General features: G+C 62.9%; 7 protein-coding genes. 3 read left to right on the top strand and 4 right to left on the bottom strand.

The features are described from left to right. Positions 1 to 64 precede the first annotated feature (64 nt). Positions 65 to 1,162 carry an ABC transporter ATP-binding protein gene (locus tag KHO33_RS03365; RefSeq protein ID WP_175049712.1) on the bottom strand — a complete coding sequence of 366 codons (1,098 nt, stop codon included), beginning with the start codon at positions 1,160 to 1,162 and terminating at the stop codon, positions 65 to 67. 130 nt (positions 1,163 to 1,292) lie between these two features. Between KHO33_RS03365 and pdxR the strand changes: the two genes are divergently transcribed. Beyond that, the gene (gene pdxR / locus KHO33_RS03360) at positions 1,293 to 2,843 is read left to right on the top strand and encodes a MocR-like pyridoxine biosynthesis transcription factor PdxR (RefSeq protein ID WP_200561301.1); all 1,551 of its coding nucleotides are present in this window, start codon (positions 1,293 to 1,295) and stop codon (positions 2,841 to 2,843) included. 25 nt (positions 2,844 to 2,868) lie between these two features. Here pdxR and KHO33_RS03355 read toward each other — a convergent pair whose 3' ends face one another. Next, positions 2,869 to 6,621: a DUF748 domain-containing protein gene (locus KHO33_RS03355; protein ID WP_200561299.1), complete on the bottom strand. Its 3,753-nt coding sequence runs from the start codon at positions 6,619 to 6,621 to the stop codon at positions 2,869 to 2,871. A 296-nt stretch (positions 6,622 to 6,917) separates the two neighbouring features. After that, the gene (locus KHO33_RS03350) at positions 6,918 to 8,339 is read right to left on the bottom strand and encodes a DUF1254 domain-containing protein (RefSeq protein WP_200561298.1); all 1,422 of its coding nucleotides are present in this window, start codon (positions 8,337 to 8,339) and stop codon (positions 6,918 to 6,920) included. Positions 8,340 to 8,706: 367 nt separating this feature from the next. Here KHO33_RS03350 and KHO33_RS03345 point away from each other — a divergent pair, with 367 nt between their 5' ends. Together KHO33_RS03345 and KHO33_RS03340 are read left to right on the top strand one after the other, a co-directional pair. After that, positions 8,707 to 11,019 (top strand): heavy metal translocating P-type ATPase, encoded by a 2,313-nt coding sequence (locus KHO33_RS03345; protein ID WP_234480344.1) that lies wholly within the window; start codon positions 8,707 to 8,709, stop codon positions 11,017 to 11,019. 141 nt (positions 11,020 to 11,160) lie between these two features. Further along, complete coding sequence (locus tag KHO33_RS03340) at positions 11,161 to 13,134, top strand: methyl-accepting chemotaxis protein (protein ID WP_200561294.1); 1,974 nt, start codon at positions 11,161 to 11,163, stop codon at positions 13,132 to 13,134. 64 nt (positions 13,135 to 13,198) lie between these two features. On the opposite strand, the gene KHO33_RS03335 is transcribed toward KHO33_RS03340, so the two are convergent. Further along, entirely contained in the window at positions 13,199 to 13,852 is a 654-nt protein-coding gene (locus KHO33_RS03335; RefSeq protein WP_054034774.1) for a glutathione S-transferase family protein, read from the bottom strand. Positions 13,853 to 14,049 lie beyond the last annotated feature (197 nt).

The following is a 14,049-nucleotide window of genomic DNA, read 5'->3' as shown; positions in this document are numbered from 1 at the left end:
GCTGCTTAGGTGAACTGCTTCTTTTACCTGCGTCGACGACCTGCAACCCGTGCATTGCACGCGCTCACGCGCCTGCAAACACTCGCAGATGCTCGGGCGCAAACTCGAGCGCGACGGGCGCGCCAGGTGCGAAGGTTTCGAGTGCATCGGTGCCGAGCGGCACCTTCACGAAGCACTCGTCCTGCTCCGGCAAACCACAGCGCATCCGCACGTGATCGCCGAAATAAATCAGCCCGCGCGCTTCGCCGCTTAGTGCATTGGCGCCAGGCCGTGACACGCCGTTGGCGAGTTTCATACGCTCAGGCCGGATACACGCGACCGCCGGCGTGCCCGCCCGCGCACCGCCAATATTGCGTCCCGTGAGCCGCGTGCCGTCAATCAGATGAAACTCGCAGTACTCGCCATCGACATTCGCGATCGTGCCGCGCAGCTTGTTGCTGTCGCCGATAAAGTTCGCAACGAACTCGTTGCACGGCGATTCGTAAAGACGATCCACGGTATCGAGTTGCTGCACGATGCCCTTATCGAACACAGCAACACGATCGGACATGGTCAGCGCTTCGCCCTGATCGTGCGTGACATACACGAACGTCACGCCGAGCTTCTCGTGCAATGATTTAAGTTCGTACTGCATGTGTTCGCGCAACTGCTTGTCGAGTGCGCCGAGCGGTTCGTCCATCAGCACGAGCTTCGGCTCGAACACGAGCGCCCGCGCCAACGCAATACGTTGCTGCTGACCGCCGGAAAGCTGCGCCGGGTAACGCTTTGCGAAGCTTTCCATGCGCACCATCTTCAGCGCGTTATTCGTGCGATGCGCACGCTCTTCCGCCGACAGTTTGCGCACCGTGAGCGGATACGCGACGTTCTGCTCGACCGTCAGATGCGGAAACAGCGCGTAGTTCTGAAACACCATGCCGATGTTGCGCTTATGCGGCGGCACGGTATTGAGCAGCGTGCCGTCGAGCCAGATCTCGCCGCCGGTGGGGAATTCGAAGCCCGCCAGCATCATCAGACATGTGGTTTTCCCTGATCCGGACGGCCCGAGCAGCGTCAGGAATTCGCCCTGATAGATATCCAGATCGAGTTGTTTGACGACCAGCGTTTCGCCGTCGTATGTCTTGCGCACACCTCGAAAGCTGACGATCACGTCATCGGTTTTCATCGCACTAGTCTCCTCTGCGGTCCGGCTGGCTCCCCCTGCAAAACAGCGGGATTGCATTAATTGCGTGGCTCACTATAGTCCCTTACGGTTCTACAATATGGAACCATTTCATTATTCCGGATAGAACCACTTGGACACCGTGATTTTGTCGGATTGGCTTGCCGCGCGGCTCGACCGCGCCGCCGCCGAGCCGGTCTACAGACAGACGTTGCGGCTGATGCAGCAGGCCATCCTGACCGGCCAGCTGCCGCCTGGCACCAAGCTGCCCAGTTCGCGCATGCTCGCCGAGGATCTCGGCATCGCGCGCAACACGGTGCTGCACGTCTACGACCAGCTGACCGCCGAAGGCTATGTGATCTCGACCACTGGCAGCGGCACCTATGTCGCCGACACGCGGCCGGATACTGCGGCAATGAACGCGCGCAAGAAGCCGGTGGTGGCCAGTGTCGACGCGCAAGGCAGTCCGGCAGCCGAGGCTATAAAGCCGCCAAAACGCGATCTAGGTGACCTCTCCACGCGCGGACGCAGGCTTATCGATCAAGCAGGCGTGTCCGCCAAACAATGGGGTGCGTTCATGCCGGGCGTGCCCGACGTCGCTGAGTTTCCGGCGCGCACATGGAGCCGCTTGCAAGCAAGATTGTGGAAGGACGCAAATCCCGATCTGCTGACCTATGCGCCGGGCGGCGGCTACCGGCCGCTAAGGCGCGCGCTGTCCGATTACCTGCGCGTAGCGCGCTCGGTGAATTGCACGCCTGACCAGATCATCATCACAACGGGCATTCATCAGTCGATCGATCTGGCCGTGCGCTTGTTGACCGACGTCGGCGATCGCGCGTGGGTGGAAGAGCCATGCTATTGGGGCGCGCGCAGCGTGCTGCAATCGTCAGGGATTACGCTAGTGCCGGTGCCGGTGGATGACGAGGGTCTCAACCCGCGCGAGCAGGATCTGCAACAGCCGCCGCGGTTGGCACTCGTCACGCCGTCGCATCAATATCCGCTCGGCATGGTGATGAGTCTCGCGCGGCGCCGCACGCTGCTCGAATACGCACGCCAGCACAACGTCTGGATTATCGAGGACGACTACGACAGCGAGTTCCGCTACGGCAGCCGTCCACTCGCGTCGTTGCAAGGGCTAGACGACGCCGGTCAGGTGATCTACGTGGGCAGCCTGGGGAAGATGCTGTTTCCGGGTTTGCGAATCGGCTACATGATCGCGCCGGAGCATCTGGTGGATACGTTCCGCACGGGCGTAGCAGAGCTGTATCGCGAGGGGCAGTTGATGCAGCAGGCGGTGATGACCGACTTCATCATGGACGGCCATCTTACGTCGCATGTTCGCCGTATGCGTGCGCTCTACGGTGAGCGCAGGCAGATTCTGATCGACGCGATCACCGCGCGTTTCGGCAACGAACTACCCGTGATGGGCGACGAGGCCGGCCTGCATCTGGTGCTTGGGCTGCCCGATCATGCGAACGATCGCGCGGTGACAGCTGCGGCTTACGATGCCGGTGTGATCGTGCGGCCCCTCGCCGCTTACTACAGCAACGAGACGCCCGCGCGCCGCGGACTCTTGCTGGGATACGCCTGCGTACCGAACGAGAAGATCGGTTCGGCATTCGACACGCTCGCGCGCGTGATCGAGCAGACGGCGTTGAAGAAGGTGCCCACGCGAGCCGCTTAACCGGCTCGCATCGCAACACAACGCATCACTTCAACCCGAAGTCCACCCGCGTCGTCGCACCCTTGTCCTTGATGCCATCAGCGTCCAGTTTCGGCGCGACGATAAACACGCGGCTGCTGTCGATCTTGCCTTCGAAATACTGCTGCACGGCTTGCGCCCGTTGCTGGGCGAGCTGCCGCAAGCTGGCGTCATCGATCGGAGCATTGGCGGCCATCGCCGCCTTCATCTCGTCGTCCGGCAGGCTCTTGGTCAAGCCGACAAAATTGCGCGGCTTCTTGAAGTCGGCCGCCTTGTAGGCCTTGGTCAAGTACTTGTCGTATTCCTTCGGATCCACGGTAACGGTCGACAGATCCACGCTCTCGCCATTGCCCACCACGTCCTTGATCTTCTGCTGCTTGACCTGGCGGTCGACGTATTGCGCACGCAACCCCGGTCCGTCGACTGCCGGATCAACACGGCCAATCAGATCGATACGGATCGAGCTCTTATCGGCCAGCGCCTTCACGATCGTGTCGAGCTTCTTGTCCGCAGCGTCGGACAGTTGCGCCGACCCCGGTTCGAACTCGACATAGCCCAACTCCTCGCCACCGCCACCGAAGGCATTGGCGATCAGCGAGAACGGCGCGGTCACTGCCTTCTGCAGCAGATTGAGCACCGCGTGCCAGATGAGCCCACCAATGCTGAACTCCGGATTCGACAACGATCCCGACACCGGCAGATTCACGTCGATTTCGCCGCGCGAGTTTTTCAGCAGCGAAATCGCGAGACGCACTGGCAGCTTGGTCGCCGTATCGTTCTCGACGTGATCGCCGAACGTGAGTTGATCGATGAAAATATGATTGTTCGCGTTCAACTGATCGTTATCGAGCTTGTAGTGCAGATCGACGTTCAGCTTGCCTTTGGTGATCGGATAGCCGGCGTATTTCGCCGAATACGGCGTGAGATTGGTGAGCTCGATATCGTGCGCGCTTGCAGTCAGATCGAGCGCCGGCTTCGCAATCAGCGGATTGACCGTGCCGCGAATCGACAGCGGACCATTCGCCGCCAGCTTCGCGGCAATGTCCACGGGTGCGGACGTAGTCGATTGCGTGCCGAACGCGCCGACTGTGCCTTGAATGCCGACCAGGTTCGCGGTGAAGTTCGGCTTGATAAAGTTGTCGGTGTACGTCACACGGCCCTGTTGCAGCACCAGTTGGCCGAAGTGCAATTTGACGGGACTCTGCGGCGGCGTGGCGGCCGTCACTGTGGCCGGCGTTGCCGACGACGCCGGTACCGGCGCGGAAGCCAGCTCTGGCGCCGATGCAGCTTGCGGCGTCAACGGCACCGGCTCGTGGCCGCCGCTCTTGTCGCGTGTCAGCGATTGCGCGGCGCCGCTTTCATGCGCGACCACATCCTTGAGATTCAGCTTGCCTTGCGCATCGAGCAGCACACGCCCATAGAACTTCGTGAACGTAACGCGCCCCGCGTCGACCACGGTGCCGCGTTCGTCGTAGTCGGCCTTCAGGTTGGTCAGCGCGAGCGAACTCCATCCCGCGAATGGGTCCGAAGTCGCCTTGTCGATCATCCGCACGTCGACGAGTGCAACGTCTCCGCGGTACGTCGCTTTGAGCGCTTTCGCCTGAGTAAGCGCGAGATCGCCGTTCGCATTGAGCAACGCGCTCGCGATCAGCGCATTCAGCTTGCTGCCGAAGTACGGTTCGAAGGCCGCCGCATCCAGGCGGTTCGCGTTCACCTTGACGGCCACCTTGAGCGGCGTCGCCGTGACATCGCCCTTTACGCCGAGCGTGCCTTTCTTGTTGAGCGTCGCTTGCAGATCGACCGGCAGTGGTTTGCTCAGATCGTCGCTGATCTGCTGAACCTTCAATTGCAGCGGCGTCACGCTCAGCTTCACTGGATTCGGCGTGGTGTTGTCGGTGAAATTCGCGGTGGCGTCTTTCAGGTTGAGTTCGCCGATCTTGTAGTGCCACGCGGGCCCTTCCGCCTCCGCCTTCTTCACCGCATGGATCGCCGTGCGCTTCTGCTCGACCTGATGCGGACCCGCGAGCGCGGCGAGGTCGATGCTGCCGTCTTTCAGACGCTGCGCATTGACCACCAGGCCAGTCGTATCGACGCCGGTGATATCGGCAGTACGCCCCGCGACGTCCACCTGTTTGACGGTCACCTGGCCTTGCGCGAGCGAGACGACCGGATCCTTGCTGCCGCGCGCCGCGAGTTTGAGCGACTGCAGATCGAGTTGTGTATCGGTGACCATGACTGCGACCGGTGACTTCGACCAGTTCGCGCCGACATTCGCGTTGGCGGACAGCGCGCCGTCCACCACTTGCGCGGCGGTCGCGGTGTCGAGATACGGTTGCAGCAAGGGCAACTTCAATGACTTCAAATCGAGCTTTGCGCTGGCGGTCTTCGCAACCAGGCCAAACGCGCCGGCCACGCCGAGCGAGCCGCCGCCGTCCTTGAAATCGGTATTGAGCGTGTAATGCGCGGGGGCGGTAGCGAGCGTCGAGAAATCGGTCAGCGTGACGGCCAGTTTCTGCAGGCCGGCGTCGACCGGACGCGAGGCGGCTTCATCGTGAACGTTCACAGTGCCGTCGTTGAGCACGAAACGCTTGATCGACAGGTCCAGAGGCTGTGCAGGCTTTTCCGTCGCGCCGGTACCCGATGCTGCAACGGGCGCAGACGCCGCCGCCGATGCCGAAGCCCCCGCAGCAGGCGCAGGCGCGAACATTCGCTCGACACTCAACACGCCTTCTTTATCACGCGCAAGATTGGCGCTCGGCGCGTCGATGCGGATCTCGTCGATGTGATACAGGCTCTTCAACGGCTCCAGCATCCCGGCAGCCACATGCACCGCATGCGCCGCGAAGAACGGCGCCTTGCTCTGATCGCGCACGTCCACATCGTTCAAGTCGACGGTGCCTGCCACGCGTAACGAGGGAGCGTCGTTGGAGACCACGAAGTTGAGCTTGAGGTCGGTGGACAGCTTGCCGCTCTGCACCACCACAGGCAGCTTGGTCGGTGAGTAGGAGATGAGCTGCGGCACATCGAGCCCGTCGAAGCGCAGCGACACTTCCGATTCGCGCGACGCTGCAAACGGCTTGGTCTTGCCGTCGATCGCAAGCGGACTGCCGTCGATACGCGCACGCAGCAACGGCTCGACGAAGATATCGGTTTTTGAAGGCAGCGTAGCGATGAACGGAATGCCAAGCTTCCATTGATCGATCACGTGCGTTGCACCAAGCAATTTGTCGTCGAACGTGATCTGGCCGTTTTCGAGGCGAATGTTCGACACCGAAAACAGCGTTGGCTTGCTATCAGGCTTGGCCGGCTGCTTCGAGAATTTCTCGATCAGGTCGGTGAAATTGAAGCGCTGCGCATCGTAGCGAACGATATGAAAGCGTGGTGAATCGAGCTGTATTTCATCGACGATTGGCGCGCCACGAAACAGCGAACTCCATGACGGCTTCACGATGAGCCGCGCAATATCGACAAAATCGCCCGCGCCGCCGCGCTCGCCGATATGCACGCTATCGGCTTCGAGCTTGAGGGTGTACGGATTGAGTGCGATGCGGCCAATCGTGGCCGGCCTATCGAGTTGCTTGCTGAGCTGCTGCTCGGCAATGTGGCGAATCAACGGCGGCGCCGCGAAAAAGCCCAGCAGACCGAACAATACGAGGAAGATCAGCAGACCCGTGATGACACGCCGGGTGCGGCGCGACTGCGCGACATCGCGCATGGTCTGCATGGAAGAGGCGATTGATGCTTTATTGAGGCTTGCCATGCTCGGTCTTGGGTAATGCGGCGGCAAGCCCGCCGCGAAACGAAAATCCCGCAAGCGGCAGTATAAGTGGTGAATCTTACGCGGGATAGAAATGTAAGCCGTGGCTTACACATTGTTGCACGCTGCAGCAGCGCATATCCGCCGGTACGAAGCGGCGGATATGCGCTGGTTTATGCGTCACTCATACCTTACTGTCATAGCAGTGACGCACAACATTCATGGACTGCACACCAGCACTTCGCTGCCTCACTTCATCGAGGCATTTCATTGGCGAACTTCATCGACGTCGGCGCGTTTCACTGACGCACAACGGCCGGCGGTTGCCAGCTGCCATCGGTCGCTTGCGGCTTCGGTGCGTACAAACGCAGCATCAGTTGCAAATCGGCGCGCGGCGCCGGCAGCCAGTTGCCGCTCTTGCCGCGCGTGGACGACACCGTCACGTCGAGCGAGCCGTCGCGATTACGGCGCGCGCCGTTGCGATCGCCGACTGCGAGACGCGCCGGCGCGCTCTCCCCTAACGCGCCGTCCTTCGTGTAGGCAGTGATCGACCAGAAGCCGCGTACTGGCGGCAACTGGTTCGGCGCGAAGTGGATCACGTAGCGATTTGCGCCGTTGAGGGCATGACCGTCGCTGTCCTGGGTGACGACCGCACGCACTTCATCGTCCTTTGTGCCGATGCCCGGTTGGATCGCCGCGGCGTAAGCGCGCATTGCATAGTCGGGGCCGTAGTTGCCCACGCCGTCGCCGAACCAGTTCCAGCCGTTGCCGCTCAGCAGATTCGAGGGCGGCGTGACGACACGCTGGTGGCCGTCGGCCAGGCCCGCGGCGATCGCCTCGGGTGGGCTCGGCAGCTTCACCGGATCGCCAGGCGTCACACCCAGGTCCGAAAGGATTTTCAGCGCATGCGGATCGGCCGGCGCCGGCGGGTTGTCCGGCAAGGCCTGCGCGAGCCGGCTGAAGAAGCCGTTCGCGTCGAGCGCGGCAACTTGCGCGGCCGGCGTGCCGGAAGCGGCCGCGGCGGCAGCATCGGCGGCATTGCTGCTCGGCGGCGTAATCGATGCCGAGCGCGTGCCACCGGCGTAGACGCTCAACGGCGCGACGCGGATGGCGCGCTGCAGCTTGCGCACCGCCGTCAGGTCGCGGGTGCCGTTCGACTGGATGCGCACGCTCACCCAGGCATTGCGGGTCGGCACGTCGACGCGCGTCACGCCCTTGGGCAGATCGCCCTGCCAGCCTGGGCCGACGAAGGCAATCGTTTGCGCCTTGATGCCCGCGGCGCGGGTAGCGAACTGTGAACTGGTCGACCACACCACGTTGGTCCACATGTCGAGCACGCGGGCGTCGATGTAGCGGCCGCGCGAATCGGGCAGCGACACGATCACCGGCTCAGTGGCGACGTCCAGCCAGCCGGTCGAGTCGAGCGTGTCGAGACTCGGCTGCAGCGGATTGGACGCGCCTATCGGCGGCAAGGCCTGCGCGTGACGCAACGTATTGATCGGCGCCTGGCCCGGATCGGTGCCGACCGCCGCGTCGCGCGCGACGCCCATCAGCACCAGCGGGTAGCCGAATACATACGAATCGGCAACTTCGTCCTTGATCCAGCTGTTGGCTTTTTGCGTCGTGGACGGAGTCGACGCACAACCAGCCAGAAATGCGAGGCCTGCGAGCGATGCGCAGGTCCAGTGAAGCGAAAACAGTTCTCGGCGATTTTTTATCATTCGTTCAGGTGGCAGAACGTGCGGTCCTAAGGGAGACGTCGGTGCGCAGCGAAACCGGTTTGCGTGGCCTCCCTAAGCCCAGCGCAGCCAGGCGGTGGCTCGCGATTCCGACAACATCGGGTTGTATCGTATCCTTGCTCACCAGGCAAGCGCAAAGGCAGGAATAGCGCCTGGTAGTGCGCGCGCGGACACCATTTAGCGTACGGTTGACGATTTTTGTCACTCCCGCGCGGGTTCTTGCCCTGCTGGTCAGGTTGCGCGACTGATCCGCAAGGCGCGCCGCAAAAACATCCTTGACCTTCCCATCATGGGAAGGTCAATACTGGGTTCATGATGCGGCCCAATGCCGCGACGAGCCCTGCCTGCCATGACCGAACTTGCCACGCCGCTGCGCCCTGCCGACGCCACACCTTCGAGAACCACCGAACTCGACATCGGCGGGATGACCTGCGCCTCATGCGCGATGCGCGTTGAGAAGGCGCTCGCCAAAGTGCCGGGTGTCGCCGGTGTGTCGGTAAATCTCGCGACCGAAACAGCGACCGTCAATCTCAGCGGCGCGGCTTCGGATGCCAATACCGCCTCCGACGCATTGATCGCCGCGGTCAAGAAGGCCGGCTACGAGGCAACGCTGATCGCGCCGCCGGACGCACCGGCATCGGCTGCCGAAAATTCCGCCCTTGCCTCTTCCGCCGACAGCAAACGCAGCCAGACGCGCCGCGAACTGGCGGCCGTGCTCGCGTCCGCCGTGCTGACGCTGCCGCTCGTCCTGCCGATGGTCGGCGAATGGTTCGGCTTGCACGCGATGCTTTCGCCTTGGCTGCAGTTCGCCCTCGCCTCGATCGTGCAGTTCGTATTCGGCGCGCGTTTCTATCGCGCGGCCTACCGTGCGGTGCGGGCCGGCGCCGGAAACATGGACTTGCTGGTCGCGCTCGGCACGTCGGCAGCCTATGGAATCAGCGTCTACGAACTGGCGACCCATCCGGGCGGCATGACGCATCTGTATTTCGAAGCGTCGGCGGTCGTGATTACGCTGGTGCGTTTCGGCAAATGGCTCGAAGCGCGCGCCAAGCGCCAGACCACGGATGCGATCCGCGCGCTCAACGCACTGCGCCCCGACCGCGCGCGGATCCGCGTCGGCACGGACGAACGCGAAGTCCCGCTCGCGCAAGTGCGGGTCGGCACGGTGGTGATCGTGCGTCCGGGCGAGCGCGTGCCGGTGGACGGCGCGGTGCTCGAAGGCCGCACTCATATTGACGAATCGCTGATTACCGGCGAAAGCCTGCCGGTGCCGAAGCAGGCAGCTGATCCGGTTACCGCCGGTTCGATCAACGGCGAAGGTGCGATTGCGGTGACGACCACCGCGATCGGCGCGGAGACGACCCTCGCGCGAATCATTCGCCTCGTGGAAAGCGCGCAGGCCGAAAAGGCACCGATCCAAAGGCTGGTCGACCGCGTCAGCGAGATCTTCGTGCCGGCGATTCTGGCGATTGCCGCGCTCACGCTGGTAGGTTGGCTGATCGCCGGCGCAGGTGGCGAAACCGCAATTCTGAATGCAGTCGCCGTGCTGGTGATCGCCTGCCCTTGCGCGCTCGGACTGGCAACGCCCGCGGCCATCATGGCCGGCACCGGTGTCGCTGCGCGGCGCGGCGTGCTGATCAAGGACGCCGAGGCGCTGGAGACCGCGCATCGGGTGAATATCGTCGCGTTCGATAAAACCGGCACGCTGACGCTTGGGCAACCGTCGGTGACGGCGTTCGAGGCGATTGGAGGCATTGGGCGCGACGAGGCGCTGGCGCTCGCCGCGGCCGTGCAGCGGCATAGCGATCATCCGTTGGCGCGGGCAGTGGTGAAGGCGTATGAAGTGGCGTCGCAGGTCGCAGCGGCGGAGTCGCAAGCTCCAACACTCACGGCCAGCGCCGCACGCGCGGTGCCCGGGCGCGGCGTGGAAGCCGACGTCGAGGGCCGCACCCTGGCGCTCGGCAGCACGCGCTGGCTCAACGAACTCGGCATCCAGGTGCCGCCGCAACTCACCGAACGCGCAAAACAGCTCGAAGCCGCCGGCAACACGGTCTCCTGGCTGATGGAGCGCGCGCCGCTTGCACCCACCGCGCTCGCCCTGATCGCCTTCGGCGACACCGTCAAGCCAACCGCCCGCGCGGCTGTCGAACGGCTCGCCCAGATGGGCATCAAAAGCGTGCTCGTTACCGGCGACAACCGCGGCAGCGCAGCGAGCGTCGCCCAGGCGCTCGGCATCGACGAATTCCACGCGGAAGTGCTGCCCGACGACAAAGCCCGCGTGATCCGCGATCTGAAGATCCGCAGCGCCGGCATCGTCGCGATGGTGGGCGACGGCATCAACGACGCCCCCGCGCTCGCTGCCGCCGACATCGGCATCGCGATGGCGACCGGCACCGACGTCGCGATGCAGGCGGCCGGCATCACGCTGATGCGCGGCGATCCGGCTCTGGTGACTGACGCCTTCGATATTTCGCGCAAGACGTGGCGCAAGATCCAGCAGAACCTGTTCTGGGCATTCGTCTACAACCTGATCGGCATTCCGCTTGCCGCCTTCGGCTTGTTGAATCCGATGCTGGCCGGCGCGGCGATGGCGTTCTCGAGTGTGAGCGTCGTCACCAATGCGTTACTGCTGCGCACCTGGCGCGGCGCGTCGGCGCGTTGAAAGACAGGGCAAGGAGAAGTATTACGTAAGGCTTTCGAAAACACTAAAGATATGGGCAAATCGGCCGTAATCCTGACATAGGTGTAAACCACGCATTCGCACGGTTTGCGCACCTCATGTCACTCCTTACTCCGAACGCCCATGGAATTTCTCTCTTTGCGCCGCGCCAGTGTTGGCGCCCGGCTCGCCGTACTGTCGTGCGCGCTGGTGGCATTGATTTTTGCCGCCTTTACATGGGCGCTCACACGCAGCGCCGGCAAGCAGATCAGCGATCAGGTGCTCGAACGCATCGCCGATAAGGACCGCTCGATCGCCGCAATGATCACGCTGTTCGACAAAGCGCTGTCCGCCGAAGTCGATCGCTCGATGTCGCTGTTCGCAAGCTTCCTGCCCACCGGCTACACGCTCGACGATTCCCAGAAAGTCGACATCAATGGCGTTGCCACTCCGACCATCAAAGCCGGCGACAAAGTCCTGAACATGGACTTCTCGATTCCCGACCAGTTTCTCGAACGCAGCGGCGCGGTAGCCACCGTGTTCGCACGCAGCGGCGACGATTTCGTCCGCGTGACGACTTCGCTGAAGAAACAGGACGGCTCACGCGCGATCGGCACGTTGCTCGACCGCAAAGCGCCGGCGTATGGGCTGATCATGGCGAACAAGTCCTATACGGGACTTGCCGCGCTGTTTGGTAAACGTTTGATCACGCAATATCGGCCGATTACGGATGCGAGCGGTCGCGTGATCGGCGCGCTGTTTGTCGGCGTGAACGTGGACAAGGAAATCCAGTCGGTCCAAGACGGCATCAGCAAACTGAAAATCGGCGACAGCGGCTACTACTTCGTGGTCAATGCCTCGAAGGGCGCGGATCGCGGCAAGCTGATCGTGCATCCGGCCGCCGTCGGCCAGAACGCGGACAACGCGAACGCGCCGTATCAGCAGATGCTCGACATGAAAGAAGGCCAACTCGAATTCAGTTCCGCCGACGCGACACTGGGCGAGCGCAACGTGCGCGACAAATTCGTGTCGTTCGTCACCGTGCCGGAATGGCAATGGCTGGTGGGCGGCGTCGCGCCACGCGAGGAAGTGATGGCGGACGTCGTCGCGACACGCGATGAATTCCTGCTGATCGGTTTCGCGCTGGTGGGCGTGTTCGCGATCGTGTTCCTGATTGCCGTGCGCCGCCTCGTGAGCCGTCCACTCGATGAAGCCGCGAAGGCGTCCGAGCGCTTCGCCTCGGGCGATCTGAGCGTCCGCGTGGGGAAGGGTGCGAATGCGCGCGCCGACGAAATCGGCCGCCTGATGCAGTCGATCGACGGCATCGGCGAAGGCCTTGCTCGCATTGTTTCGCAAGTCCGCAACGCGTCGACGGATATATCGGGCGGGACTGAAAAGATCGCTACCGGCAGCGGCAACATCGCTGCGCGCATTGCGACTCAGGCTAGCAGCCTTGAAGAAACGGCGGCCAGCATGGAACAGATCACATCGACCGTGCAGCAGAACGCCGACCATGCCGCGCAGGCCAACACGCTTGTCACGAATGCCGCCGATGCCGCCGTCGAAGGCGGCCGTGCCGTCGAACGCGTCGTCTCGACGATGGGCGAGATCAGCCGCTCATCGCAGAAGATCGCCGAGATCACCAGCGTGATCGAAGGCATCGCGTTCCAGACCAATATCCTTGCGTTGAACGCCGCCGTCGAAGCGGCGCGCGCCGGCGAACACGGCCGGGGCTTTGCGGTGGTGGCGTCGGAAGTGCGCGCGCTGGCGCAGCGCAGCGCGGCTTCGGTGAAGGAAATCGACGGGCTGATCGCCGCCTCCACGGCGACCGTTCAAAGCGGTTTCCGGATCGCGGAGGAAGCGAGCTCGACGATGCAGGGCATCGTTCAACAGGTCGGCCAGGTGCGCGCGATCATGGCCGAAATCAGCGTTGCGTCACGCGAGCAATCGGGCGGCATCGAGCAGGTCAATCTCGCTGTCACGCAGATTGGCGAAGCGACTCAACAGAATGCGACGATCGTCGGCGAGGCCGAACATGCGGCGGCTGAGCTGCGCGATCAGGCTGCGCGGCTGGCGCAGGTAGTGAGCGTGTTCAAGCTGGGGGCTGGGCGGGATTAACGCATTGCCTAGGTCGATGTAAGGCGCGGCGCCCTGCCGCGCCGCCGTGCGCCTTGCGCCGTGATCAAAACTCGACGTCCAGTTCGTCGATTTCCTCCACTTCCTGCTGTGCGTCCGCGATCCACTGCTGCATTTCCGGTAGCGCCATGATCCGCTGCCCGTAGTCGACGATCTCCGGATCCAGCTTGACGTCGTAGGTCACGAAACGCGTCACCACCGGCGCGTACATCGCATCCGCCGCACTGCGCTCGCCGAACAGAAACGGCCCGCCGTACTGCTTCAGGCACTCGCTCCAGATCGTCACGATACGGTCGATATCCGATTGCGCCCGCGCCCATACCTTGAAGCCCGGAAAATGCGCTTTGAGATTCATCGGCAACGCCGAGCGCAGCGAACCAAAACCCGAATGCATCTCGCCGCAGATCGAGCGGCAATGCGCTCGCGCGCGGATGTCTTTGGGCAATAGCGCCGCTTCCGGCTTCAGCTCGTTCAGATATTCGGCGATCGCGAGGGTGTCCCAGACCTTGATGCCGTCGTGAAAGAGACATGGCACCAGAATCGACGGCGACAGCAGCAACAATTCGGCGCGCGCAGCGGGATCGTCGATCGGCATCACGATCTCTTCGAACGGCAGGCCGCTGAATTTGGTCAGCAGCCAACCGCGCAGCGACCACGACGAATAGTTCTTGCTGCTGATGGTGAGCGTGGTATTCGCCATACGATTCTCCTCCAGATGAGGCTTTCGTCCGACGCCTGACGATGCGCATGCACGTTGTCGTGCGTGGGCGCACCAAAGCGCGGCAAATTCGGCCCGTTCCCATGACCGGCGCAAATGCTATGCCAACGTGCAGCGAAGGCGGCGCCAGTGCGACTGCACAATTGGCACATGACTTGCCTCTATTCGGGTTCCTTCCT

Source organism: Paraburkholderia nemoris (genome assembly GCF_905221015.1).
Classification (GTDB): domain Bacteria; phylum Pseudomonadota; class Gammaproteobacteria; order Burkholderiales; family Burkholderiaceae; genus Paraburkholderia; species Paraburkholderia nemoris.
The sequence above is the reverse complement of the archived record's forward strand: the minus strand, read 5'-3'. Positions and strand labels throughout refer to the sequence as shown.

Excerpts from the sequence above, each read along its gene's own strand:
- KHO33_RS03365 (WP_175049712.1), bottom strand. The coding sequence starts at position 1,162 with ATGAAAACCGATGACGTGATCGTCAGCTTTCGAGGTGTGCGCAAGACA.
- KHO33_RS03340 (WP_200561294.1), top strand. The coding sequence starts at position 11,161 with ATGGAATTTCTCTCTTTGCGCCGCGCCAGTGTTGGCGCCCGGCTCGCC.
- KHO33_RS03345 (WP_234480344.1), top strand. The coding sequence starts at position 8,707 with ATGACCGAACTTGCCACGCCGCTGCGCCCTGCCGACGCCACACCTTCG.
- KHO33_RS03335 (WP_054034774.1), bottom strand. The coding sequence starts at position 13,852 with ATGGCGAATACCACGCTCACCATCAGCAGCAAGAACTATTCGTCGTGG.
- KHO33_RS03350 (WP_200561298.1), bottom strand. The coding sequence starts at position 8,339 with ATGATAAAAAATCGCCGAGAACTGTTTTCGCTTCACTGGACCTGCGCA.
- KHO33_RS03355 (WP_200561299.1), bottom strand. The coding sequence starts at position 6,621 with ATGGCAAGCCTCAATAAAGCATCAATCGCCTCTTCCATGCAGACCATG.